The 24,590-nt window shown below is 45.9% G+C and carries 21 protein-coding genes and 1 pseudogene; 10 read left to right on the top strand and 12 right to left on the bottom strand.

Features of this window, described 5'->3' with window-relative positions:
- Positions 1-146: 146 nt before the first annotated feature.
- On the bottom strand, positions 147-866 hold the full coding sequence (locus ACLIIY_RS22485; RefSeq protein ID WP_434529449.1) for a beta-ketoacyl-ACP reductase: 720 nt from the start codon (positions 864-866) through the stop codon (positions 147-149).
- Positions 867-1,306: 440 nt separating this feature from the next.
- Here ACLIIY_RS22485 and ACLIIY_RS22480 point away from each other — a divergent pair, with 440 nt between their 5' ends.
- Positions 1,307-2,791: a DUF1800 family protein gene (locus ACLIIY_RS22480; RefSeq protein WP_434529448.1), complete on the top strand. Its 1,485-nt coding sequence runs from the start codon at positions 1,307-1,309 to the stop codon at positions 2,789-2,791.
- Positions 2,792-2,796: 5 nt separating this feature from the next.
- Complete coding sequence (locus ACLIIY_RS22475; protein ID WP_434529447.1) at positions 2,797-4,143, top strand: DUF1501 domain-containing protein; 1,347 nt, start codon at positions 2,797-2,799, stop codon at positions 4,141-4,143.
- A gap of 155 nt (positions 4,144-4,298) precedes the next feature.
- Here the strand turns inward: ACLIIY_RS22475 and ACLIIY_RS22470 are convergent.
- From ACLIIY_RS22470 to ACLIIY_RS22460, 3 genes and pseudogenes are all read right to left on the bottom strand, one after another.
- A pseudogene (locus ACLIIY_RS22470) lies at positions 4,299-5,093 on the bottom strand (metal ABC transporter permease).
- A 3-nt stretch (positions 5,094-5,096) separates the two neighbouring features.
- Positions 5,097-6,023, bottom strand: a complete 927-nt coding sequence (locus ACLIIY_RS22465; RefSeq protein ID WP_434529514.1) for a metal ABC transporter solute-binding protein, Zn/Mn family — start codon at positions 6,021-6,023, stop codon at positions 5,097-5,099.
- Positions 6,013-7,155 (bottom strand): membrane protein, encoded by a 1,143-nt coding sequence (locus tag ACLIIY_RS22460; protein ID WP_005439147.1) that lies wholly within the window; start codon positions 7,153-7,155, stop codon positions 6,013-6,015. The genes ACLIIY_RS22465 and ACLIIY_RS22460 overlap by 11 nt, the downstream gene beginning before the upstream one ends.
- A 313-nt stretch (positions 7,156-7,468) precedes the next feature.
- On the opposite strand from ACLIIY_RS22460, the gene ACLIIY_RS22455 reads away from it, so the two are divergent.
- Positions 7,469-8,122 carry a cupin domain-containing protein gene (locus ACLIIY_RS22455; RefSeq protein WP_199455271.1) on the top strand — a complete coding sequence of 218 codons (654 nt, stop codon included), beginning with the start codon at positions 7,469-7,471 and terminating at the stop codon, positions 8,120-8,122.
- Between the two features lie 69 nt (positions 8,123-8,191).
- On the opposite strand, the gene ACLIIY_RS22450 is transcribed toward ACLIIY_RS22455, so the two are convergent.
- Positions 8,192-8,431: a YdcH family protein gene (locus tag ACLIIY_RS22450; RefSeq protein WP_009706287.1), complete on the bottom strand. Its 240-nt coding sequence runs from the start codon at positions 8,429-8,431 to the stop codon at positions 8,192-8,194.
- 233 nt (positions 8,432-8,664) lie between these two features.
- Between ACLIIY_RS22450 and ACLIIY_RS22445 the strand changes: the two genes are divergently transcribed.
- Together ACLIIY_RS22445 and ACLIIY_RS22440 are read left to right on the top strand one after the other, a co-directional pair.
- Positions 8,665-9,468: an SDR family NAD(P)-dependent oxidoreductase gene (locus ACLIIY_RS22445; protein WP_418112457.1), complete on the top strand. Its 804-nt coding sequence runs from the start codon at positions 8,665-8,667 to the stop codon at positions 9,466-9,468.
- A gap of 291 nt (positions 9,469-9,759) precedes the next feature.
- A complete protein-coding gene (locus tag ACLIIY_RS22440) occupies positions 9,760-10,632 on the top strand; it encodes a B12-binding domain-containing radical SAM protein (RefSeq protein ID WP_434529446.1) in 873 nt (290 codons plus the stop codon).
- Between the two features lie 63 nt (positions 10,633-10,695).
- On the opposite strand, the gene ACLIIY_RS22435 is transcribed toward ACLIIY_RS22440, so the two are convergent.
- Entirely contained in the window at positions 10,696-11,610 is a 915-nt protein-coding gene (locus tag ACLIIY_RS22435) for a LysR family transcriptional regulator (protein ID WP_005439159.1), read from the bottom strand.
- Between the two features lie 105 nt (positions 11,611-11,715).
- Positions 11,716-12,585, bottom strand: coding sequence for an AraC family transcriptional regulator (locus tag ACLIIY_RS22430; protein WP_434529445.1), 870 nt, complete (start codon positions 12,583-12,585; stop codon positions 11,716-11,718).
- A 130-nt stretch (positions 12,586-12,715) separates the two neighbouring features.
- Here ACLIIY_RS22430 and ACLIIY_RS22425 point away from each other — a divergent pair, with 130 nt between their 5' ends.
- Both ACLIIY_RS22425 and ACLIIY_RS22420 read left to right on the top strand, forming a co-directional pair.
- Entirely contained in the window at positions 12,716-13,864 is a 1,149-nt protein-coding gene (locus tag ACLIIY_RS22425) for a PLP-dependent aminotransferase family protein (protein ID WP_434529444.1), read from the top strand.
- Positions 13,865-14,301: 437 nt separating this feature from the next.
- Positions 14,302-15,330 (top strand): hypothetical protein, encoded by a 1,029-nt coding sequence (locus tag ACLIIY_RS22420; protein ID WP_434529443.1) that lies wholly within the window; start codon positions 14,302-14,304, stop codon positions 15,328-15,330.
- A 128-nt stretch (positions 15,331-15,458) separates the two neighbouring features.
- Here the strand turns inward: ACLIIY_RS22420 and ACLIIY_RS22415 are convergent, their stop codons facing one another.
- Positions 15,459-15,785, bottom strand: a complete 327-nt coding sequence (locus tag ACLIIY_RS22415) for a DUF4156 domain-containing protein (protein ID WP_009706294.1) — start codon at positions 15,783-15,785, stop codon at positions 15,459-15,461.
- Between the two features lie 79 nt (positions 15,786-15,864).
- Positions 15,865-16,329 (bottom strand): hypothetical protein, encoded by a 465-nt coding sequence (locus ACLIIY_RS22410; RefSeq protein ID WP_434529442.1) that lies wholly within the window; start codon positions 16,327-16,329, stop codon positions 15,865-15,867.
- Between the two features lie 242 nt (positions 16,330-16,571).
- Here ACLIIY_RS22410 and ACLIIY_RS22405 point away from each other — a divergent pair, with 242 nt between their 5' ends.
- On the top strand, positions 16,572-17,279 hold the full coding sequence (locus tag ACLIIY_RS22405; RefSeq protein WP_434529441.1) for a lipoate--protein ligase family protein: 708 nt from the start codon (positions 16,572-16,574) through the stop codon (positions 17,277-17,279).
- A gap of 61 nt (positions 17,280-17,340) precedes the next feature.
- On the opposite strand, the gene ACLIIY_RS22400 is transcribed toward ACLIIY_RS22405, so the two are convergent.
- Complete coding sequence (locus ACLIIY_RS22400) at positions 17,341-17,769, bottom strand: VOC family protein (protein WP_038895605.1); 429 nt, start codon at positions 17,767-17,769, stop codon at positions 17,341-17,343.
- 252 nt (positions 17,770-18,021) lie between these two features.
- On the opposite strand from ACLIIY_RS22400, the gene ACLIIY_RS22395 reads away from it, so the two are divergent.
- Positions 18,022-19,602, top strand: a complete 1,581-nt coding sequence (locus ACLIIY_RS22395) for a DEAD/DEAH box helicase (protein ID WP_434529440.1) — start codon at positions 18,022-18,024, stop codon at positions 19,600-19,602.
- A gap of 65 nt (positions 19,603-19,667) precedes the next feature.
- On the opposite strand, the gene ACLIIY_RS22390 is transcribed toward ACLIIY_RS22395, so the two are convergent.
- Positions 19,668-20,537, bottom strand: a complete 870-nt coding sequence (locus tag ACLIIY_RS22390; protein WP_434529439.1) for a Vmh family MBL fold metallo-hydrolase — start codon at positions 20,535-20,537, stop codon at positions 19,668-19,670.
- A gap of 160 nt (positions 20,538-20,697) precedes the next feature.
- Between ACLIIY_RS22390 and ACLIIY_RS22385 the strand changes: the two genes are divergently transcribed.
- Positions 20,698-21,591, top strand: coding sequence for a LysR family transcriptional regulator (locus ACLIIY_RS22385; protein WP_434529438.1), 894 nt, complete (start codon positions 20,698-20,700; stop codon positions 21,589-21,591).
- Positions 21,592-21,692: 101 nt separating this feature from the next.
- Here ACLIIY_RS22385 and ACLIIY_RS22380 read toward each other — a convergent pair whose 3' ends face one another.
- The gene (locus tag ACLIIY_RS22380) at positions 21,693-24,569 is read right to left on the bottom strand and encodes an MGH1-like glycoside hydrolase domain-containing protein (RefSeq protein WP_434529437.1); all 2,877 of its coding nucleotides are present in this window, start codon (positions 24,567-24,569) and stop codon (positions 21,693-21,695) included.
- Positions 24,570-24,590: the final 21 nt, after the last annotated feature.

The raw sequence follows: 24,590 nt of genomic DNA, 5'->3' as shown, positions 1-24,590 counted from the left end.
TTTGGCATTGGGAAATGTTGGTCTATCGAAACGCTCTCGTTTAGTGAAGAGTATCTACTCTAAATGATAATGGGGCAAAAGTTTGCCAACAAAAACGCCCTTCACTCAGATGAAGGGCGTTTGTTATTTGAGGTTTAGTTAGTGGGTTAAAGCACTAACCCACCGTCAATCTTGAGCACTTGGCCTGTGATGTAGGCGCTCTTGTCGGAGGTGAGGAAGGAGACGCCATTGGCGATGTCTTGCACTGAGCCCATTCGGCCTAATGGGGTTTTGCCTTCCATCATTTGAATCACTTTTTCTGGCAGGTTCTTGGTCATATCGGTTGCGATAAAGCCTGGTGCAACGCAATTGACGCGGATTTGTGCGCCTTTTCTTGATAGCTCTTTCGCCCAGCCTTTACTCATAGAAATAACGCCGCCTTTACTTGCGCCGTAATTGCTCTGGCCGATATTGCCATCCGTTCCCACGATAGAAGAAATGCTAACAATGCTACCTACGCCTTGCTCTAGCATGACAGGGGCAACGCGTTGAGTGAGTAAGAACACCGCTTTTAGGTTTACGTCGATGACGCTGTCCCAATCTTGCTCTAACATGTCTGGCAACAGTGCATCGCGAGTGATGCCCGCGTTGTTAACCAGCGCATCGATTCTTCCGTGCTGCGCTACGATACTTTCTACCACTTCGCCGACGGCTGCGGCATCACACAAGTTGACTTGATAACTGCTTAGCTGCGCCGACTGGCTCCATTCCACAGGTGATATATCTAGCCCGACAACGTGGAATCCATCCTCCAGTAATTGCTCACAAATCGCTTGGCCAATACCACGAGCCGCACCAGTGACTACTGCTACTTTTTCCGGTTTCATCTTGGTCTTCCTTAAATGTTGAGATTACAAATTCGCTTGTATCCCTAGCGTTTTTTGTTTTTATGCCTAGTCGCGTTACAGCTGCGCTTCTCATACGCAGGGTCTTTCATATCTTATAAAAACTATAGAAACAGTCTGGGAGTCGGATGTGAACTAATCAAGACAACTTGATGATGGTTTGCCAAATAGTTCGTTTCCGTCACCGTTCTGCCGATCAACCTGTGCAACAAATGCGCTTTTTGTTGAATAACTCGCCTTTCATTTAAAGCTCAGACGAATAATTTTTAGATTAGGCAGCAAAGTCACAATAAACCTGTGGGTATTACATTCTTGATATCAAAAATCTGGATTACGATTTTAAAGATACAGCGTGTTTTTAAATATGGACGTGAAAAGAGACGCCTTACCTGACAAAGATAAGAATACCTACGGGAGATAAAATGAATCAGGCTTACATAGACGCGGCAAGAACGCTGCAACAATGCACATTTGGGGGCTCCCAACGTGACATTAATGACCTTGTTCAATCAGGAAGCATTGAAAACTGGGTCGCTCAACAAACTCTTATTCCCTCTTCTTCTTGGCTGACGCACTTTGAACAAGATGAGCTTAACGTACCCGACTTAGGGCAAGGTCTATACTACGCCAGCAGTTGGACACGCATGACGGTAGAAGGGCAAGACATTCTGCGCCAACGCATCGCATATACCCTCTCTCAACTGTTTGTGGTGAGCGTGAAAGATCCGGCGTTCAGTGCCGCCTCTAAGCGTCGCTACATGTGCCAATACTTTGATGGATTGCTCGATAAAGCTTTTGCTAACTTCCGAGATGTGATTCGTTTTGTGTCGACATCCCCAATCATGGGTGAATATCTGACCTTCGTAAACAACGTTTCTAATGAGCTCACGGCCCCAGATGAAAACTACGCACGAGAGCTGTTACAGCTGTTCACGCTTGGCCCAGTCAAACTGCGTAATAACGGTGAAGTACGTTTGGATGCCGAAGGTAACGAAGTTGCATCGTACACCCAAGAAGACATTGAAGAACTGGCTCGCGTGTTCACCGGTTGGAAATTCATCGACATTCGCGGTAACGACAAATACAGCCAGCCGATGGAACCGCGTGGCGAACACGACATGGGTGAAAAGCACATTCTTGGTAAGAAGTTCCCTGCCGGCGTAAGCGCGGTAGATGAACTGGAAGCCGTGATTGAACTCTTGATGAACCAAAATACGCTTTACACCTTTGTGACCAAATTCTTCATCAATAAGCTTGTGACCAGTAACCCTAGAGCGGGCTACGTTCGCCGTGTGCGCCGCGCATTCAAGCGCTCCGATGGCGATATGCAAACGCTAGTGATCGCGATTTTAACCGACAAAGACGCGCTGCGTTCTGGCAACACCGTAGGCAAACTGCGTGACCCACTGTCTGTATTTACGCATGCGATGCGCGCGCTACAAGTGAAGCGACGTGACGGTGTGATGATGTGGCCAAAGCAGTTCAACTGGTATAACCGAACGCTGCCTCTGTCTGCCCCTTCTGTGTTCTATTACTACCAACCGGATGATGCGCCCAACCACCCTGATTTTAATAGTCTGGTTGCGCCTGAGTTCAACGTTTATCAATGGCACGACATCTATCAATACGGCATTCAATTCCGCGAGTTAATCGCTCGATTTGAAGAAGAAGCCAAAGATTGGTACATGGATGAAGCGCTATTCGCCCGTTACCTTGCTTTTGATGACGAAGGCGTTGTGGATTACCTCAACGAGCATTTGTTTGCTTACCAAATGAGTGAGCAAGCACGTCAATGTTATCTCGATTACCTCGCTCAGTGCCCAAGTCGCCAATCTAAATGGCGCAAAGAGATCAAGAATCTCGTTATGAACGCACTGCTTTCACCAGAATTCATCACACAGGGGTAATCACCATGAACTTAACTCGACGTCGATTTTTACAAGCAGGTTCCGCTGGTGTGGGGATTTCTGCGCTTAACCTTGCTGCATTCCCAGCCTTTGCTGATTCGTTTAACCAATGCAAGAATGGCTATCGCGCTGTGGTTGGTATCGACCTTGCGGGCGGTAACGATGGCTACAACATGCTTATCCCAACCGCCGCTAACGCCAACAGCCAATACCGCGCGCTGCGTGGCAACTTGGCTTTGGATGAGACAACCTGTATCTACTTAGACGCAGTGAACGACGAGGCCAAATTGGCACTTAACCCAGCGATGGCAGCCCTCAAACCTTATTGGGACAGTGCTAACCTTGTGCCTGTGGTGAACCTCGGCCCGTTGACTCAGCGCGTAAACAATGTGATTTACGATGAAAGCACTCGTCCGGCGCACCTGTTCAGTCACTCGCATCAATCTACAATGGTGCAGTCTCACGCCACCAAGTCACTGTCGAAAGAAGGCTTTGGCGCTAAGACATCCACAGAGCTTGGCTCTATGCTGCGTAGTCTGAACGAGTTGTCACCGATGTTTGATATTGGCGGCACACAAGTATGGACGAACTGTATTGAAGCCCAATCAAACTCGGTCGGTTCTCAGCCACCAAGTGATATTTTCAACGATCAACGCTCACGCGATCTGTTCGATCAACTGCAAAGCACGGGCAGTTACAGCAATGTCTTCCAGTCTCATTATGCGGGCGTTGCTGTGGACTCAACCAGAATGTACGAGCAGTTCAGTGCGATTCTAAATGCCGAGATCCCAGACGTATTCCCAGAAACGCGCATCGGTAAGCAATTGAAAGCGGTCTTTAAACTGTTGCTGCATAAAGATCAGTTCCAACATCCTGCGCAGTACTTTAGTTGTAAGTTGGGCGGGTTCGATACTCACTCAGCTCAAATCAGCCGCCAAACAGGCTTGCTACAAGAACTGGCAGAAGCCATGGCCGCTTTCCAATTGGCACTAGAGAACAACGGCTTGTTTGAGCAAGTGACCACGTTTACCCATTCTGAATTTGGCCGAACTCTGATTCCGAACGGCACAGATGGGACAGACCACGGATGGGCAAGCCATGCATTAGTCATGGGCGGTGGTGTAGCCGGAAAAGCGATTGTGGGGGAATATCCAGACTTGTCTGAGACGAGCCCTTACTTGCTTTCGCGTGGTCGTGTGATTCCAACCATCTCTTCTGATCAGCTTCATGCGAGCTTAATGGCGTGGTTAGGACTGTCTGAAACGGGAATTAATCAATTATTCCCTGCGCTGGATAACACTTTGACAGATTCAATCCAACCTCAGACTCTACCTCTGTTCAAATCTTGCTAATATAGTAGGAGATAAGTAACTAAGTAATCAGTTAATAACTAGCAAGGTTACTAATAAGAAAAAGCAGTGCTAAACAAAAGGCTCCGTTCACGCGGAGCCTTTTTATCATCAGGCTAAAGTACTAGATCAACGTTCGAGTAGATTCCTCAACGTTTTCATACCGTCTCTTCATAAACGGATTGCGCTTTCGACAACCAATGCTGAAGCAAAAGATTGAACAACATGCCCGCAATGAACAAGGTGATTACGATACTCGCCCCACTTGGCAAGTCATAATGCGCTGACGCCGCGATGCCCGACAATATCCCCACGATGCCAATGCTGATGCTCGCAACGAAGAATCTTGTTCCTTTCAGTGCTGCCGCACACAAAGCCGGAATCACCAACAAGGCAAATTCCAAATAGATGCCCGTTAGCTTGACCGTAATCGGCATTAGTATCGCGAAGATGAGATAGAAGCCACTGCCCTGCATAAACTCTGGCTTCACCCACACCAATAACAACATCGCTGCGGTGATTAATGCCAAAGGCCAAACATCATCCCACGTTGACCACAATAACTGCCCGTTGAGAATGCTTTGAATAAAATCGGCACCGTGTGGATCTTTACTCACCAGTAATATCGCCAGTGACGCCGACACCACAAATAAGCTGCCAATCATTGGCTCTAAATGCTGTTGGTAGCGCTTTTCCATTAAGGCGATCAGACCGCAAAGCAGTAACGACATCACCCAAGGTCCAACCATCTCACCAAAGAAAGAACCAGAAAAGAGATCGTATTGGTTCAACCAATAGTGACTCAGCGCTGCCCCCAAAGCCGCAACTTGTGCCACCGCCAAATCGATGAAGATAATTTGGCGCTTTAACACTTACTGCCCGAGCACCACGTTACCAACCAGAGCAATCAAGCCACACAGTACCGCTGGTAATAGCCATGCATAATCTGCCATGGCTTAGATCTTCACCGGAACAGGTTGCACGAGCACATCCAACAAATCATCGATAACTTGGTCGTACATTTCATCCAGACTTTCGCCATCAGAAACCGTTAAAGGCAGCTGAATCAGCGGCTTATTGGTTTGTTTCTGTAGCCAGTTTGCTGGACGCTGGTCTTGATGCGACGAGTAGACAATCGCTTCAAAAGAATCGGAGTCCAACTTAGTTAAGGATTGAAGGTGAGAAGTGGTAGGAGAAATGCCCGGCTTTGGCTCTAGGTCAGCGATTTGTTCCATGCCAAGCCAATCGTATAGATAACGGTAGGTTTCGTGATAACCCACCACTTGTTTACCCTTTAACGGTGCGGCTTTCTTATTCCACTCATTAAGCTTTTTACGCCAGTGAGCGCGGAACTTCATACCATTCACTTGATAGCTTTGCGCGTTCTCAGGATCGATGCTCTTCAAACGTTCGGTCACAGCACGCGAAATCGCAACCATGTCATTCGCCGCAAATTGTACATGTGGGTTTCCGTGCGCATGAATGTCTCCCATGCTGCGGTCGACATGATCATGAGTGTCTAACATGCGCACGAAATCAGTCGCGTAGATCATGCTTTGTGAACCGTTTTGTACCGCACCATTGCTACTGCGAACTTGCAACATAGGCAGCCATCCTACTTCTAACTCCGCACCAGAACACATTGCCATGTCGGCTTGGCGCATCTTTGCAATCAAAGAAGGGCGAGCTTGTACATAATGAGGATCTTGCTTGGCGGTGGTCGCGGAATAGATGGTCGCGTCTGGGGCGTGACTTTCGAGAAGGGCTTTCCATTCTGGCTCACAAACAAAGATATTAAGAGCCAAAGCAGGTGAAGAGATGATGGCAGCCCCCGCCGCCATCATCGCTAAACTGCATTTATTTAATGTCAGCTTAGAACGCATGTGCACCGTGCGCTCCAAATGTCATCACGTATTGCAGAGTGAATACGTTGTCTGTCTCGCTGTCTTGGTTATCAATGCGAGTGTATTGCGCACGGATAGTACCAAAGTGAGAAGAATCCCATGCGATCATCGCATCCATTTCTTTATCATTCAGTGCTGTGAAGTGCATGTGGTCGCCGTGCGCGTGGCCATCGTAGCTTTCTGCTTCACCGTAACGTAGACCTGCAGACCAGCTTGGGTTAAAGCGGTAAACACCCGATACGTAGTATGCGCTTAGGTTGTCTGGCGATTCAGCATCATTCTTGTATTTGCTGTCCACCACACCGTCTAGCAGCATGTATTCCGCAGATAGCGTGAAGTTGCTGTACTTGTAGTTACCATCTGGCGCCCACTTCCATACAAAGTCTGCACCGTATAAGTTTTCACCCGTTACCGCAGCTGCGTGGCTGTGGTCATGATCATGCTCATCTGCGTGGCCGTGATCATGGTCTTCGAACTCTGTTACCTTACCGTTTTCGTTACGTAGGTAGCTCAGGCCAAACTGCCAGCTAGAAGACTCTGAGAAATCACTGCCAAGCTTAAGTGTTGTCGTGTAAACGCCAACTTCAGAACCATCTTCAACAGAAGACATCTTGCTGCCGCTTAGTGCTTCTACACCCAACTTCACATATAGGTCAGTTGGAAGAACGATGTTTGCACGCACACCGTCATCGTAGTAATGCGAGCCAAGGAAAGTACGGTAAGCAATTGGACGCTCAACAAAGCTGTCCGTGTGCATGTGTTGGTTGTTCAAGTAACCAAAGTCAGACAGGAAGCGACCTGCACGTACATTTAAGCCATATGGTAGTGCCAGAGTCTCGATAAACGCCTCTTCAAGCATCAGCTCGGTTTCGTCACCGTGGCTTTCTAGAACCGCCGTCAGTGCGCCGTGGAATTTATCATCGATGTTTGCAGACATGTTTAGCTCAGTATGACCTAGGCCAAAACCTTCTTCACGCTCTGAGTTATGACGCTGGCCATCTTGATAGTAACCGTCTAGTACCACGCCAATCTGAGGGTTCGAAAGCGTATCGGCAAAAACTGGGGAAACAAACAAACTACCAACCGCTAAAGAGACCAATTTCTTATTCACTACGTTTTTCCTTATTTTGTTATGTTATAACACCATTTAATATTTCGCGGATGTTATAACATAACAAACACTAAAAAAAGTGTAGCTTGTAACATTTTGTAAATTTAGTTTTTATGAAAATCATCAATAACAATCATAAGGTTAATTAGAAGAACCTTGCTCCATCGTCGTGTTTATTCCCCTGCGCCCTACTCTGTTGTGATCTTTCCAATACAAGTGAGTAAGTGAAAATCTCGCGCTTCAAGAGTTGAAAACCGACCTGTGCGAAACTACGTATACTTAAACAATGCAAAGCAAACACTGGAAACACGCAATGATAAACATGGACTTTTCACAACGTTTGGTGATTAAAACTGGCGAACAAGATTGGGTAGCCAGCCCAGCCGCCGGTGTATGGCGCAAACCGTTGGAACGAGAAGCGAAAGAGTCTGGGCATACCACCAGCGTGGTGAAGTACGAGCCGAACTCACAGTTCTCGACGCACCCTCACCCATACGGAGAAGAAATACTGGTGCTCGAAGGGGTGTTTTCTGACGAGCATGGCGATTACCCTGCGGGGACTTATCTACGTAATCCTCCGGGAAGCCAACATGCCCCATTCAGCAAAGACGGTTGCGTGATCTTAGTGAAACTCAATCAATTTGATCCTAACGATCTAGACACTGTGCGCATCAATACCAATCAAACCGAGTGGTTGCCGGGTATTGGTGGATTGGAGGTGATGCCATTGCACAACTTCGAACACGAGCATGTTGCACTGGTTAAATGGCCTAAAGGTGAAAAGTTTCAGCCACACCGCCACTTTGGCGGTGAAGAGATCTTTGTCCTATCTGGAGAGTTTAAAGACGAACTGGGGGAATACCCTACCCACACTTGGCTACGCAGCCCTCACATGAGTGAACATTTTCCTTTCGTCGAGGAAGAAACGGTTATCTGGGTCAAGACTGGCCATTTGCCTGTCGATTAATCGATCCCCTTTAAAAAAGCAAAACGGCTCGAACATTCGAGCCGCCATCAAAGACACTTAACGGGTCAATTAAGCGTTCATAATTTTTGAGTAAAGCCAGTCTTTTAGCTCTGCACGGTTATGTTTCATCGTGTTCATTTCGTGGTCGTCGATTGGGCTTCCTCGCAATTCTAGTTGGCGTATTTCCTTGTCGAGCATGTTGTAGTTTTTAGCGTTTTCAGCAAACGTGGCGTCATCTGCCGTAAGTTGAGTAATGGTATCCAAATGTTCTGGGAATTCATGAGTTAATGAGTGATTTTCACCTAACATAGAGACCTCTTTGGCTGAGTACATTTCAAGTTAAATAAGCTGCTCAAATCTTAAGCAACGCTTAAAATAACCATAGCATTTCATGAGCGGTTAATTCGTCGTATCGCCCACAAAAAGACTAACAAATTCATTTTCAATATTTTCTATAAAGTGTTTCCCTCACTCTCCCAATAGTCGAACGCCAAAGATGCCACTATGATTGTTGCATATCGAATTCAAAAGGAATCTCAATTATGCAAAAAATCATCCTGATTACTGGCTCTACAGACGGCATTGGTTTAGAAACAGCAAAAATGTTAGTGGCAGATGGTCACCACGTGATTGTTCATGGCCGTAACGAAGCAAAAGTTCAAAACGTAGAGCAAAGCTTGATTGAGATGAACGCTGGCAAAGTGGAAAGCATCGTAGCTGATCTGTCTTCAGTCAAAGCCGTGAAACAGATGGTTGCGGAAGTGGCAGAACGCTTTGGCAAACTGGATGTGATCATTAATAACGCTGGCGTGTTCGCGACACCTAATTCAAGAACTCAAGAAGGTCTTGATGTGCGCTTTGCCGTTAACACCATTGCGCCGTACATGCTGACAAAAGAGTTGCTACCACTACTTGGTAACACAGGTCGTGTCGTAAACCTATCTTCTGCAGCACAAGCGCCAGTGAGCATCGAAGCCTTGATGGGCGATAAACCATTGTCAGACGGTGAAGCTTATGCTCAAAGTAAACTGGCACTGACCATGTGGTCACGCGTAATGGGATTGCAGTTGAAAAACGTCGGCCCTATGGTGGTTTCCGTCAATCCAAAATCATTCCTTGGCAGCAAAATGGTGAAAGACGCTTACGGTATCGCGGGTAATGACATTAGTTTGGGCGCAGACATTCTCATTCGTGCTGCACTATCGGATGAATTTGCTCAAGCGCATGGTTCGTACTTCGACAACGACATTGAAGCTTTTGCCGCTCCTCATCGTGATGCGTTGAATGACACCAAATCACAACAAGTGGTAGACGCGATTGAAGCAGCGATTGCTAAACTCGCTTAATTCCACACGGTTGATTCCTCTTAAACACCTAGCCTCGGCTGGGTGTTGTTGTTTTTACGTACTAGCGTTTCTGTTTCTCACGTTTCCGTCTCTGCGCTTCTGAAACTACCACTATTGCTCATTTTCAATAAAATCTAAAAACTCATTCGATATAAAGGCCAATTATCAACAAACCCTTCTCTTGTTAATCTTCAGCCATCGGGAAAAACGCCAGACTCAAACGTGTTCGTTCCCATTATCTTTCGCGAGTGATGACATCGAATCATCCCGCTTTTAACTGGAGATCCAACTATGAACTATGAGGGCAAAGTTTACCGACCATGGCCGGAATACCGCAGCATCTTAATCCAAACTACATTGGGTTGTAGCATCAACACCTGCACGTTTTGCAGCATGTTTGATGACAAACGCTTTAAGGTACGCCCTATTGAAGACGTGATTAAAGACATTGAAGAAGCACGCTTGATCTACCCACATGTAGAATCGATCTTTTTGATTGATGGTAACGTTATGGCGGCACGTACGGATTACTTGCTTAAGATCTTCGACAAACTGCGTTCAACCTTTCCTGAATGCAAAAAGATTTCTCTTTACAGTGGATTGAACGATTTCCGCCGTAAAACCATTGCTGAATTGAAAGAGCTGAAAGAAGCGGGTTTAGATATGGCCTATTCTGGCCTTGAATCTGGCGACCGCGTTGTTCTTGAGCGTATTAAAAAACGCATGTCACCAGAGCAAGCGATCGAAGGCATGGCAATGGCGAAAGAAGCTGGCATTGAAGTATTGCTGTCTTTCATCTTTGGTCTTGGGGGGCGCGAACGTTCAAAAGAGCACATTATTGCGACAACAGACATCTTGAACCAAATCAATCCTGAGCAAATTGCGCCTATGGCACTTGCGATTCAACCGGGTACGGTGATGGAGCAAGAAGTGAAGAATGGTGAGTTCATTATGCCAACTCAACTCCAAGTGCTTGAGGAGGAGAAATACCTACTCGAAAACTTGAACATTGATACCTTCTACTGGGGCGACCATGGTAATAACATCGTTCCACAAAAAGGTTGGCTGTTGGATTCACGCGAGGATTTTCTGAGAAACATCAATCACGCTATTGCATCTAACCCAATGGCAAAAGACAACGTCATCCAGACTTTCTCTTGGTAGTCGTTCTCTTTCCCGCTAGATAAGCACAATAAAAAACGCTTTCCGATTGGAAAGCGTTTTTGTTTATTTCTGATGGGTAGCCAGTTCGGTTTCCCAATATGGTGGCTGCCCGTAATACTCGGCAAAGTAATCAATAAATGCACGAACCTTAGGTGCGATCAAACGTGAGCTAGGGTAAACCGCCCAAATGCTGGCGTTCATCACTAATGGGTAGTCTTCCAAGATTTCGACTAACTCACCGGCTTGAAGCTGTTTGTAGACACTCCAAATTGAGTTAATCGACACACCAAGCCCATCGATACAAGCATCGCGCATCGCATCGCCGTTATCGGTTCTAAAGCTGCCAGAAGCGCGCATCGCATAATGACCATCTGGGGTTTCAAACACCCAATTGTCTAATCCCATTAGCGTCACGCATTCATGTTCAGCAAGTTCTTGCGGTGTTTTCGGCGTTCCGTGCTTTTCTAAATACTCTGGTGAAGCGACAATGATGCGACGATCCGGTGCTAATTTGCGTGCCACCAGCGTTGAGTCTTTCAGCTCCGCAAGACGAATCGCGACATCGAACCCGCCTTCAACCATATCAATAATGGAATCGGAGAAACGAAAATCTACCGTTAGCTCCGGATAAGCCGCCATAAAACCTTTGAGTGCAGGTACAAGATGCAAACGCCCAAACGATGCTGGAGCCGTGACTCGAAGCGTGCCAGTTGGCGCACTATGACCTACTCCGACCGCACCTCGCGCCGCTTCTACCGTTGCAAGCACTTCTTCTGCGTGTGGCAAAAATGCCTGACCTTCTTCCGTTAATGAGACCTTACGTGTGGTTCGGTGCACAAGGCGAACGCCTAGCCCTTCTTCCAACTTATTGATGTGGGCACTGGCAACGGCTGGCGATAATCCAAGCTCTTGTCCTGCCATGCTGATGTTGTGCGTTGATGCCAAACGAACGAAAAGCTTGAGATGTTCTATATTCATTTCATTTTCAACTTATTCTATAAAGTCCGACGTCAATGTCGGGCATTTTCATCTGACACAATAGTAAAGCATTGAACGTGAAGCAAAGCTTTTTAAAAGAAATTGTTAGAAGAAACTGATAGGCAAGTAGAAATCTAATTCAAACGCTTCTTCATGATTTAAAAAGTGGTTTTGATGATAATGCACATACGCAGGAGTCGAGCGTTGCTTAAAGCCTGAGTTTGGCAACCATTTCTCCAACACCATACTTATTTGAGGCAGCAACTCACCATACACACCAGTCAACCTGAACACCGCATGTAAGCCCCCCGGAATCGTCATCTGGTTCACTACGCCGCGATACTTAAGCGGTTTATCAATGGCCATGCACGCCACATAACGACATTTGTCCAACTCAACCCAAGCTGGGTTGGAATGATGCAAACCATATTGCGTAGAGAAGTCTCGGTTCTCTGAATTGGCCCAAGCTTTTAACACCAGCCAAGCATTGCGAATAGAACGGTTGTAGCCTTCATGACGAACATAAGCAGCGAAGCGTTGGGGCACTTCAACAATCTTTGGCTCCGGTAAGGTACGCTTCGCGACTCGATGGTAACCCGCCGCGACTTCTGGATCTTTGAGATACGGTTTTTCAGCGATGTGCAAATCATGCTTACGCCAAGCACCGGGCGACATATCGAACGTAGATTTAAAGGCACGGCTGAATGACGACACTGAACTAAAGCCACACTTGTTGGCAATCTCTAATACTGACGATTTGGTATCGAACATCAACTGGTTTGCTGCGTATTCCATTCGCGTACGACGAATGTATTGATGAATCGACTCCCCCACCACATCTTTAAAAATACGGTGGAAATGCTGCTCAGAATACGCTGCTACATCCGCTAGCTCTTTAGCGGATAATTCTCTGCTAATGTCTTGGTGAATGTAGAACAGTACGTCATTGATTCTAGAAACCTGTTGCTGACTCATAATTTAGCGTTTGATTGAAATAGCATAAATGGACATGTTTAACAGCATAAATGGACACACCTAAGTTAGCAAATCCCATGTACTATCTTCTGAATAAAACCAAAATTAAAAAATACGAGAAACACAACACATGGAAATCGCACAGTCACTACAACAAGTAAAGTCATCGTACATTCGAGAGATCCTCGCTGCCGCTAGCGATAAAAACGTCATCTCGCTTGCTGGCGGTTTGCCAGATGAGAAGACCTTCCCAATCGACTTAATGAAGCCGACGCTTGAAAACTTGGCCAACATGCCAGAGGTGTTCCAATACGGCTCAACCGCAGGCTATGGACCGCTACTGAGCTTTCTAAACGGTTACTTCAAGCTTCCTGAAACACACACAGCGATGATCACTACAGGCTCTCAGCAAGGCTTGGACTTGATTGCACGCGCCTATGTGAATCCGGGTGACAAAGTGGTAATGGAAGCCCCAAGCTACCTAGGTGCGATGCAGGTGTTTGGTTTGGTTCAAGCAAACATCGTGACTGTTTCTCAAACTGAGTTCGGTCCAAACCTTGAAGAGCTAGAGCAGTGCTTCGCTGAGCAAAATCCGAAGATGTTCTATGCAGTGCCAGATTTCCATAACCCAACAGGCGTATGCTGGGCATTAGAAACGCGTCAAAAGGTTGCAGAGCTTTGTATTCAATACAATGTAGCTTTCATCGAGGATGCACCGTACCGCGAACTGCGTTTCTCAGGTGAAGCTTTGCCTTTGGTGTCTGACTTCTGTCCACAGAATTCTATCGTACTGCGTTCATTCTCTAAGATTGCATCACCAGGTCTTCGTATCGGTGTGGTTACGGGTAAAACTAGCTACCTAGAACCGCTGATTAAAATCAAACAAGGTGCGGATCTGCACTCAAGCGTACCGATGCAAGCCCTACTGCACGGCTTGCTTCAACATGACAACTTTGAAACCCACATCAGCACCATTTGTGAGCTGTACAAGTCTCGCTACGATGTGATGTATGCAGAGCTAGAGAAACAGCTTCCAGCGAGCTGCGTCCTCAAGCCTGTTGATGGTGGTATGTTCGTATGGGTAGAGATCCCAGAGTGCGATACCTTTGAGCTGGCAAAATCACTGCTTGCTAACGGTGTGGCTGTTGTACCAAGCCCTGTCTTCTACCCAGAAGGTTCTGAAGTGAAAGCGGCACTGCGTCTTAACTTCACCAATGCGACACCAGAAGAATTGAAAGTGGCGGTAACACGCCTAGCAGACGTACTCAACGCACTGTAATAAAAATTACACCTTAAAATCCAAATACCTGCCTTTGAGATGCGAATTAAGTCTCAAAGGCAGCGTTTCAAAAAGTTCCCAAAAAAATTTATTTTTTTCTCTCAAAATCAACTCTCTACGTTAAGTGTCTGTTTTCGCTTGATCCTCGCACTGTCGCAAAAAATAGATCTCGATCACGGATTTGAAGCCTTGAAAAGTTACGTCTATCTTTCAGAAAAAAGACATCGACCTTGCAGCATCATCTGCGAATTCAAACACTTTTGATCGTGACGGCTTATCACTATCGAAAGTCGAGCTGAAACCATCAGCAATGCAGTCTTGTGAAGATGAACGTGGCGAGGACGCAATTACAACCATTCTGAATGTCGCTATACCAATCCGCGATTGGACTTATACACGTCGGCTTAGCGCATCATATTACAGAGGGGTTTATCAGGATGAACAATCGACCATCGAAAGGACTCGTCGTCACTGGCTTGTCCGCTATGCTTTCTCTCGCTGCGATTCAAACCGCACATGCGAGTAACTCACCAAACTGTAGCGACGTATTAGCCGGCAACAAAACTGCCGCGTCGCAGAAAATGACTGTCTTGCTGGGTGAAGACATCACCCAATCTAACCTCATCACGACGGTTGTTCCGGCAAAAAACAATCCGTTTGTGACCGAGGAGTTAGTATCAGTTTCAAACGACGTCTCACCTAACGGTTTACTGCCGAAAAAATCATTGGAAGAGATCAAACAAGTTCGTGACAACATTGAGAAAGCGGGCATTGAAGTCAGCAAACTCCAAGGTACGTTTGAAGTGGCGTTTGTCAGCCTAATCGACGGACACTGCCAGTTCTCAACCAACAAGCTCACCACTAACGCGAAGATCGACTTTGACCACTTAGAAGGGTTGTCTGCTTACTCTATCCCTGCGCTACTCGCTATGGTTGATAAGTCTTATGCGATGGCAGAAGCTCGAATTGAAGAAGAAAAAGCGCGTGTTGCGGAAGTTGAACGCGAGAAAGAACGACAAAGAGAAATGGCAGCTGCAGCGGCGGCCGCTCGTTACCAAGACGCGAACGTACTTGTTCGAGTGGAGAAGTTTGATGGCTCTAACGTTACCTTCTCAGTGACTAACTTAGCCTCTGACGGTGAGTTACAACCGAACTTTAATACCTTCAGAGCGTATCAAACCGACAAGGGTGAGTTGATTTACAAATCTGAATCTTTGTTGAGCTTGGTCGATCAGGAAGGTAATGGCCTAACGACGATTGGTATCGCTGAGCTGGGCCCACAAGCGGGCAAAGACTTGACCATCTCTCCAGGAGAAACTCGTCAGTTCATTACCAGTATCGAATCAGAAGTCGCACCAGAGGCGAAGCTAAGCCTAGAGTTTCCGGCAAAAGTTCTGAACACGGATGACGCTTTCTCTTTGTCCTTTACGGATTCAGTTGCCATGGCGACTGCAGGGCTGAACTAAATAGCTGAGCTGAACAAGTCGCAGGGCAGAAAGAAATAGCAACCACGGCGTGTCCCTTGTCGTTCCTTGCTATGCCTTGAAGGCAAATACTAAAACGAAAAAAGCAGACATTAACGTCTGCTTTTCTTTTAGTTCTGACACTGATACGCGTTAGCGAACATGGTCACTGAGCTTGAGAAGCCAAGTGGTTGATACAAGTAAAGTGTATCTGCCCCTAGCTCTGCTGCTTTGATGCGCATTTGGTTTAGTGTGCCCCAAACCATGTCTTTGTCTGCATGAAGCCAGTAATCATAAAAGTGGCCTTCTGAGCCCATTACTGTGCCTAGGTGCTGGCAGTTTGCGATTGCGTTTACATCATCCCAAATCACTTTCACTTGCTCGGACTCTTGCGTTGGGAAGGTCACGCAGCCAGTTAACAACGTTGCTAATGCTGCAGCAGTCATTAACTTTTTCATAATTTCATCGCCTTAGAATTAAATAGTCTGCGGATTCTATTTATCACCCAGACGATGACCAACAAATTATTTTTATGCTTTACATAACAGCCTGTTTAGGCGCTTTTGTTGAGCGTTTTAATGCTCTTGCATCTCGAATATTCAACGTCATCAAAGTCAAATTGATGAACCCAGCAACTAACTCCACGATTTGAACCACGTAAAAAGTGGTATCAAACCGCCCAAGTTCGGCCAAGTGATGAAGGTAAATGGCTGATGGAACAAGAATCAAGATGCCGTTCAACGCAACGAAAGGCATACGCTTTTTCTTTGCAGCTAATGGGCCTTTCTTTACATTCGGAGCCATCTTAGACCCCGTAATACCAGCTGCCGTCATTAAAGGTACTACCGCCCAAATCGCATAAGAAATATAGGTTTTGACGAACAAGATAGCTTGGTGATCACCAAATAATTCAACCAACACGGTGCTAATAAAAAAGCTCATGATGAGTAGGTATGCACTGATAGAGCTGAGTCGATGAGCTAGGCTGAGTGACTTTTTCATAGCGATATTCTCTTTTTTTATTTGATGTGAGTAGCGGTACGAAATAAAGATTACACAACAATCATTGCATACGCAACACTTGCAATTAAAATTAATTGCAAAACTGACCCGACATTTGCGCCTGAAGGTTTTAACTTAATGTTTTTAATGAACATTTACTTTCAAACAAAAACAGAGTTGTGATTGGATTTTGTGAAGGAATTGGAGTAAAACTGAAGGGTAGATGAAAAGAGGAACTGAATTTGGCTTCCAAAAATAAACTGATCCGCTATCAATCCACTGAAGTTGCAGATGTTTTCAGTAAAGAAGATGAGCTGATCAAACTCGTGCAGACGGATCAACTCTCTCAAGTCTTATTGTTGTGGCAAGTGAAAAGCCCAACGCTCGTCCTTCCTGCGGGAAAGAAGTGGCCTATTTCAGACGAGCTTGAACAAGGTCTTGAAGAAACTAACTGGAAACTATTCTCGAGAAAAACTGGCGGCGCCCCCGTACCACAAGTTCCTGGAATCATTAATCTATCCCACATCTATCATTGGCCAACAGGTCAGCCATACGATATCAAAAAAGCGTATCTCGACTTATGTTCTGTCCTAGAGGTTTTCTTTGAACAACTTGGTGTGAAGGTTGATGTGCACGCAACACCCAACTCCTATTGTGACGGGGACTACAACCTAAACATCAATGGACAAAAAGTGGTGGGAACCGCACAACGAGTCTTACTGAAGAAAGGCGGCGGGCAAATAGTGCTCTCTCAAGCCTGCATTCTTATTGATGCGGACGTAGAAAAGATCGTTGAACCTGTGCAGTTGTGTAATCGTCTATGCGGGCATAACGATGATATTCGCGGCGACGTGCACACTCCCCTATTCAATCACATAGAAGAAAGGCCAGATACTGACACACTGTTCCAACTGCTAACACAAGCCTTTTTGGATCACGCCAAGCACTAGCCTCACTCTTAAGAGCAAGGTACACGCTCTATGCCTTGCTCCATCCTTGATTCAATAAATACTACTGAGTGTAATCATTTCGTTCGCTGTCTTTGTCTGAGAGATACTCGACAAACTCAAACTGCATACCATGATCTTCCAAGTAATAGACGTTTTTACGAAATGGGTGTTCCGCGCCCCAGTGGTCAAGCTCATAACCCACTTCTTTTAATCGAGCTACGAGCGCATCAACATCAGGAACGACGATGCCGAGATGCTTCATGCCAGTAAAATGTGTCGTCCAATGCCCAGCATCGCCATCTCCACCATCGGAGATCGCAATGTAAGAATGCTCATCTCCGACATGAAACCATTCGATGGGACGTCCAAACCAGTCATCAAGCTTACCGCTGCCACGGATTGTCCACTCTGGAATAGCAGTCGTTAAAAACTCAATGGTTTTGCGTGCATTTACGACGGAGATATTGGCGTGTTCAACATAGCTTTTCATAACGTTGTTCCTTGTTAATTTGGGTTATCGTTTTAGTTTTCCTTTTGCTTGTTAAACACTCTAAAACCTCGAGCAAACTTGAGGTAAAGGCTGCATTTTAACGCTGTCGTGAGAAATGAGATCTGCTTCAAAAAATTATCCATGACGGAAATAGTTGAAGCTAACGCTCAAAAGCCTCAGAATGTCGCACTTTTCGCGTCGTACATAAATTCGACGCCTTGTTATCTAACTCGACAATTGAGAATCATACATATGGGTTTTACCTCGTTAGGTCTATCTGCTCCAATCCTTAAAGCTATTCAGGAAAAAGGCTACGACACCCCTTCGCCAATTCAGGCACAAGCAATTCCAGCTGTTTTGGAAGGGAAAGACGTGATGGCAGCAGCACAGACTGGTACAGGTAAAACGGCAGGCTTTACGCTTCCGATTCTTGAACGTCTGTCGAACGGTCCACGTGTACGCAGCAATCAAGTCCGCGCTTTGGTGCTAACACCAACTCGTGAGCTTGCAGCTCAGGTACAAGAAAACGTATTCATGTACAGCCGCCACCTACCTCTAACGAGTGCAGTGGTATTTGGTGGTGTGAAGATCAACCCGCAAATGCTTCGCCTACGTAAAGGTGCGGACGTATTGGTTGCAACACCAGGTCGTCTATTGGACCTATACAACCAAAACGCAGTGAAGTTCGACCAACTAGAAATGCTGGTTCTAGACGAAGCAGACCGCATGTTAGACATGGGTTTCATTCGCGATATTCGCAAGATTCTTGATTTACTGCCTAAGCAACGTCAAAACCTTCTGTTCTCTGCGACTTTCTCTGATGAAATCCGCGATCTTGCAAAAGGTTTGGTAAACAACCCTGTAGAGATTTCAGTTAACCCTGCAAACTCAACAGCACGCACTGTAGAACAATGCATCTACCCAGCAGACGTGAAGAAGAAAGCCCCAATGCTGGTCAAACTGATCAAAGACGGTGACTGGAAACAAGTATTGGTATTTACCAAAACCAAGCATGGCGCAAACCGCTTAGCGAAGTTCTTAATCGACCAAAAGATTACAGCTGCAGCAATTCACGGTAACAAAAGCCAAGGCGCACGTACTAAAGCACTGGCTGACTTTAAATCTGGCGAAGTTCGTGTATTAGTTGCAACAGACATTGCTGCACGTGGTATCGATATTCCTCAGCTTCCTCAAGTGGTTAACTTTGAGCTGCCAAAAGTGGCAGAAGACTACGTTCACCGTATCGGTCGTACTGGTCGTGCTGGTGAAGTGGGTAAAGCGATTTCTCTAGTGTGCGCACTTGAAGCATCAGAGCTGTTTGCGATTGAACGTTTGATTCAACAACTGCTTCCTCGTAAAGAGCTAGAAGGCTACGCACCAACTAACGTATTGCCAGAGTCGAAGCTAGATACGCGCCCTATCAAGCCAAAGAAACCGAAAAAGCCTAAGAAGCCAAAAGCGGAAGGTGAAAACGGTCAAACCGCTGAGAAGAAAAACAGCGGTGGTAACAACAAATCAAAGCGTCGTTTCAACAGTGACAACAAAAACGGTAAAGGCGAAAACAAATCAGGCAAAGGCGGCGCTGGTAAGCCAAAAGGCAACCGTGACGGCCAAGCTCGCTCAAACGGCAAGCCAAGCGGTAACAAGCCGAATACCAAACAGCCTGATACGAACAAATCAGGCGCAAACAAAAATGATAACGGTGGTAAACCATCAGGAAACCGCAAGCCTAACAGCGGCAAACCAGCAGGCGCAAAGCCTTCAAACGGTAAACCGTCAGGCAACAAGCCATCAGGACAACGTCGTAAGCCACGTCCGCAAGCAGCAAAATAATAAAAAACAGCCCCTCACAATGAGGGGCTGTTTTTTTGGGCAGTATGGCGAATAGCAGGCTTAGATTAATGCCACTCCATTTCACCACTTAGCACTTTTGCACCCAATTCAAGATCGCCTTCTGTAGCAGCAAACTGAGGATACTTAGCCTTCATCACTGCCGAAATCTCGTTTGATGATGGCTTACTTAATTTTTCTAACGTCTGCTCAATGTCTGCGATGTAGTTTATAGTGAATTGAACACCTTCCACACCTTTCGGCATATCACCTAGGTAGTGTCCCGGAATCACGGTTTTTGGTTTCAATGCTTTCATGCGCTCTAACGATTGAGACCATTGAGCACGCTCTTGTTTTGACTGAGTGTCCGCCATCCAAACATGAACGCCACTGTAAACCGATACACCACCAAATACCGTCTTCTCCGAAGGTACCCAAAGGTAAGCATCATGAGTATTGATTTCTTTTACTTCAATGCGCTTACCTTCAAGCGTCAGAGTAGTGGTATTGAGTACAGTAGGCACAACAATTTTTGATGGTGCCCCTTCTTCCAAAATAGGTCCCCAGTACGCCAGTTTCGCGTCTTTTGTTCGTTCGATATGTTCAACAACCGCTTCGCTCGCAACCACTTTTACACCTGGGAAGGCCGCAACAATGGGTTCTAAGCCAAAATAATAATCTGGGTCACCGCTGCTGATGTAAATCATCGACAGCTCTTTGCCACTCTTTTTAATCTGTTCCACCAACTTTTTTCCATCTTTGACGCTAAATTGTGCGTCAAACAACATCAGCTCTTTTTCACCAGAAACAAGCACAGAGCTTGCAGGAAAGATCGCATTTTCACCGGGGTTGTAGTGGGTAATCGTTAAGTCCGCAGCCGACACATAGTTCGATGCCGCTAATGCGGTGACCAGTAGAGTAATTGAACGCTTATTCATCATCTTATTCCGTGTTAGAGAACCAACTCATGCGGCTCGTTTAGTGTTGAGGCCATCTTATTTGATTGGTTTTAGATGAAATAGACAGCAAATTAACTTTCACTGTTGCGAAATCCGGACATATACTGTGACAGCGATTTTCTTAAGGTGAAGCAACAGAATGGACAGACTTGAGGCAATGAACGTCTTTGTCACGATCGTAGAGCGAGGCAGTTTGAGTGCAGCAGCAGAGCACCTCGACATGTCCCGAACCAAAGTGACACGTTATTTAAGTGAGCTCGAAAAGTGGATGGATACTCGTCTGCTCCACCGCACAACTCGAAGCCTCAGCTTAACCAGTGCAGGGAAAGAGACGCTTGAGATTGCACGAGAGCTACTTGCACTTGAAGAATCCCTAAGCGGAATCCGAAACCAAAATCGAGTGAATCTAAAAGGTCAATTGCGTATTACCGCAAGCTATTCCATTGTGAGTAGCTTCCTCATTGATGCAATCACAAACTTTGTTGAACAATGGCCTGATGTGGCGATTGATATTGTGTCGACAGATGAAACCGTAAACCTCGTGGAATCACGCATTGATCTTGCCATACGCATCACCAATGAGTTACCTGCTAATGTCGTAGCAAAACAATTAGGTGAATGCCGCTCGGTGATATGTGCGTCCCCCAAATATATCGAACAAAAAGGCGCACCGTTAAACGCCCAAGACCTAGGACACCACAATTGTCTGTCCTTTAGCTATTTTGGTCGTTCTGAGTGGATATTCTCTGGACCAAACGGTGATGAATCAGTCTCCATCAAAGGCAATATCAGCGCGAATACCCCGGAAGTGCTACTTGCTGCTGCTTTAAATGGTAACGGTATCAGCTTACAGCCCTACCCAACCGTGAAGGATTTACTCACTGAGGGTAAACTGATTCAGCTGTTGCCGGAATGGCACCCAAAAACGTTAGGCGTTCATGCCATCTATGGCACGCGTAAACAAGTTACACCGTTATTAAGAGCCTTTATCGATCATCTCTCCACTAGCATGTCGGAATCCAAGCGCTGGTGAGCACTTTTCTGAGCATTCATGTTACAACGAACCTCCAGTGGTTACTTAAATAGAAAGCCGCTGGATAAACCAGCGGCTTTTTCTTAGAACTTAAATTCACGTTATTGAAGCGGCGTGATGCGGATATTAGCAATCTGCGCTTCATTCATCTCGCCATCTACACCACCTGAGTAAATGTAGGTTTCATTAGATTTCAAGTAACTCATATTGAAATGATCTTTGAGAACCAGTCGGTATGATTTGCCTTGTTCTAGAGAGACTTCAATCGGTGTTGAGTAACGCATACCTTTGTTCTCACCAATATGACCCATTTGAATGTAACCTTTACCAACTGACTGGCCAGATTCGTCGAGAACTTCGAGCTCTTTCACTGCGTTAGTAATACCGGTGTTTAGTTGGCCTAGGTTATTGTTATACCACGCCGCCAACTGGTATCGCCCGTTGGTAGGGACGGTGAAAGCACTCAGACCATTTACATCACCACTATCTTTGCTGACAGTGACTACCGATACATCATCTTTTAGCGGTTGGTAATCACCTTCGAGTTTGACGCGAATATCTTCGCCAACACAAACAGGTTCACTTGGATTGGAACGGAAGCCTTGTTCATTAATACTCTCTGCCAAATAACACGCATAACCGCTTAAGGTATCGCTGTACTCTTTTCCGTTAACATTGCTTTGGATCAATTGACCATTGCGGTACAAGTTAATGTTGTAGTCACTAGTTACACCAATCGTCACATTATTGTTAGCGCGAGCGACATCGAGCTTAGGCTCTTTTGGAGAAAAGACTTTTTCACTTTCCGTTGCGTAAGGTTTGACTCCATCAACCACTTTTATACTGCTGTCGTCAGCAACAATACTACCCAAGGTGACTTGGTAGTGACCATTATCATCAACCGTCACCTCTTCCACTGGATAGTAGCCGTTTGACTCATCTTGTGCTTCTGGCAGGTTAACCGTCACAGAGTAGTTTTTCCCCTTAAAGCTAAAGTTCTCCAATGTAATCTGTTCTGATTGAGCAAAAAGTTGATTGCGAACCCATCCTGTAATGAACGGTTTCACTTCCAATTGCCCTGTTTCAGTGTGTATACCAAAGATAGTTTCGACCACCATATTGAGGTAACCACCTACCGACCATAGCTGGCGCTGAGAGTTAATTACTGGGCCATCAAGAGAAGCATCTGCACCATGATCGCTATGAATGATGAAAGACTTGCCAGACAACCACTCTAAATTTTCCATATTCGATAAGTTGGTTGCGGTGCCGCGAACTAGGGATTGAATCGCATTGTTAGCCGCTGCCACATTTTGGGTATGATGTGCAGCGCGCAAGCTATATGCGGTGACAAATGGCCAAATCGCGCGGTTGTGATAAACAGGAACACCTGGCTGTTGAGGGAAATAAACTGGCACACCAAACTCACTATGAGGGTAGTTTTCCATGATTTGCTTCGCTTGTTCATTGCTTGCAATACCGCTTATGATCGCCAGCGCTTCCCCAAGCATGTCATATTTGTCGACAGCAATATCTTGCCCGTTATCGAACAAGTAACTCACGTACATACCACGCTGTTCATTCCAAAACTCAGTATTGATTGCCGTTTTTAACTGCTCAGCCCAATCTGCGTATTTCACCGCGTTTTTTGAGTCAAATTGTTCTGCCAACTTCGCCGCTAATCGCATTGCTCGATAGTGAACCACGTTAGTAGACAACGCTTTGCTACTACCAATCGCATTAACATCATCTGGCGTCCAAGTAGAATATGTCTGTTCACGCCAATCCAAGAAAGACTGTTCACCAGTGTATAAACCTGAGTCTTGATCAAACGCCGCTAAACGGTCGGCTTCTAGCGTGTTGCTAACCGCGTTGTAAGCGCGCTCTGCGAATTGGTTGTAAGCTTCGCCATCCAGTGCCGACAGTAAACGTTCTGCCCCTAACGCCCAAGTTGTTCTATCGGTACTGATCGGCCAACTGCCACCAGTGCCTGTATCTTGGACGATTTGCTCGCCATCGTATTGTTGATCTGTTGAGTCTCGGAAGGCTGATAACTTGAATTCCAAACCGTTTTCAACGCGCGTAGGATTCATCAACGCAAGGGAAAGGTCGGCCGCATATGCCAAATCACGAGTCCAAACGTAATGCCATTTAGCACCTGTCTCAAACACTTCTGCCTTTATTGGTTTGTTGTAGTTGTAATTACCGTCTTTGATTTCAGACACCGCAAGTTGATCGAGCTCTTTCATCGTCAAAGCGAACAGTGCATCAAACGCTAGATCACCAGATACAACACGCGGCCCTTCTTTCTCCGTAATCACCATGCCTTGATCCAGAGCGTCTCGCAGTTCCGTCGTAGTTGAGATGCCAAATTCACGCAGTTCTGCTTTAGGATCCTTGACTGAAAATGTCACAGTTTCATTACTGTCATCATAGTTTCGGAACAGTTTTAGTTCTTTATTTTGATGCCCCTCATGCACCATTTCAGGATCCAAAATAGCATCTGAGTAATACTTCTCTGCCTCTTCCTGCGTGGCTTTTGTTACGGTCATCGTCGCGCTGCTTTCATCCGCAAAACTCACAGAGAACTTATAGTAACCTTTGTCTTCAAACGTGATTTCCGAATTGCAGTCGTCATTCATACACGCTTCATTCGTTTCTGGTTTTGGTAAGTAGTCCTGAGCCTCATCAAACATCACAGGCTGTTCAAAATGAGTGTATTGGATTTGCCAGCCAGGATCGGCAATCTTGAATTGGTTACTGCCTCGCGCTACACGCAACACCGTTTCATATTCATTGTTCCCTAAATACTTCAGCTTCGCGTGTTCTGCAGTCCCCCAATCGCCATTCAATCCGCGTAAGTAAAGGTCTTCCGAAATAATCGGTTTATCGACCACCTCTGTGGTATCAGAATCTGAACCACATCCAACTAACCCCATCGTTGCAGCAACAGCAAGCGCGATAAAACTTGGTTTCATGTTCATCCCTTAGATTGTTAT

The sequence above is a fragment of the Vibrio sp. K4 genome, from assembly GCF_051122595.1.
Taxonomy (GTDB): Bacteria; Pseudomonadota; Gammaproteobacteria; order Enterobacterales; family Vibrionaceae; genus Vibrio; species Vibrio owensii.
The sequence above is the reverse complement of the archived record's forward strand: the minus strand, read 5'-3'. Positions and strand labels throughout refer to the sequence as shown.

Coding starts and splice junctions, on each gene's coding strand:
- ACLIIY_RS22450 (WP_009706287.1), bottom strand. CDS start 8,431: ATGTTAGGTGAAAATCACTCATTAACTCATGAATTCCCAGAACATTTG.
- ACLIIY_RS22480 (WP_434529448.1), top strand. CDS start 1,307: ATGAATCAGGCTTACATAGACGCGGCAAGAACGCTGCAACAATGCACA.
- ACLIIY_RS22400 (WP_038895605.1), bottom strand. CDS start 17,769: ATGAAAAGCTATGTTGAACACGCCAATATCTCCGTCGTAAATGCACGC.
- ACLIIY_RS22425 (WP_434529444.1), top strand. CDS start 12,716: ATGGAAATCGCACAGTCACTACAACAAGTAAAGTCATCGTACATTCGA.
- ACLIIY_RS22390 (WP_434529439.1), bottom strand. CDS start 20,537: ATGAATAAGCGTTCAATTACTCTACTGGTCACCGCATTAGCGGCATCG.
- ACLIIY_RS22465 (WP_434529514.1), bottom strand. CDS start 6,023: ATGCGTTCTAAGCTGACATTAAATAAATGCAGTTTAGCGATGATGGCG.
- ACLIIY_RS22435 (WP_005439159.1), bottom strand. CDS start 11,610: ATGAATATAGAACATCTCAAGCTTTTCGTTCGTTTGGCATCAACGCAC.
- ACLIIY_RS22440 (WP_434529446.1), top strand. CDS start 9,760: ATGAACTATGAGGGCAAAGTTTACCGACCATGGCCGGAATACCGCAGC.
- ACLIIY_RS22485 (WP_434529449.1), bottom strand. CDS start 866: ATGAAACCGGAAAAAGTAGCAGTAGTCACTGGTGCGGCTCGTGGTATT.
- ACLIIY_RS22420 (WP_434529443.1), top strand. CDS start 14,302: ATGAACAATCGACCATCGAAAGGACTCGTCGTCACTGGCTTGTCCGCT.
- ACLIIY_RS22415 (WP_009706294.1), bottom strand. CDS start 15,785: ATGAAAAAGTTAATGACTGCTGCAGCATTAGCAACGTTGTTAACTGGC.
- ACLIIY_RS22430 (WP_434529445.1), bottom strand. CDS start 12,585: ATGAGTCAGCAACAGGTTTCTAGAATCAATGACGTACTGTTCTACATT.
- ACLIIY_RS22445 (WP_418112457.1), top strand. CDS start 8,665: ATGCAAAAAATCATCCTGATTACTGGCTCTACAGACGGCATTGGTTTA.
- ACLIIY_RS22395 (WP_434529440.1), top strand. CDS start 18,022: ATGGGTTTTACCTCGTTAGGTCTATCTGCTCCAATCCTTAAAGCTATT.
- ACLIIY_RS22455 (WP_199455271.1), top strand. CDS start 7,469: ATGATAAACATGGACTTTTCACAACGTTTGGTGATTAAAACTGGCGAA.
- ACLIIY_RS22380 (WP_434529437.1), bottom strand. CDS start 24,569: ATGAAACCAAGTTTTATCGCGCTTGCTGTTGCTGCAACGATGGGGTTA.
- ACLIIY_RS22475 (WP_434529447.1), top strand. CDS start 2,797: ATGAACTTAACTCGACGTCGATTTTTACAAGCAGGTTCCGCTGGTGTG.
- ACLIIY_RS22410 (WP_434529442.1), bottom strand. CDS start 16,329: ATGAAAAAGTCACTCAGCCTAGCTCATCGACTCAGCTCTATCAGTGCA.
- ACLIIY_RS22385 (WP_434529438.1), top strand. CDS start 20,698: ATGGACAGACTTGAGGCAATGAACGTCTTTGTCACGATCGTAGAGCGA.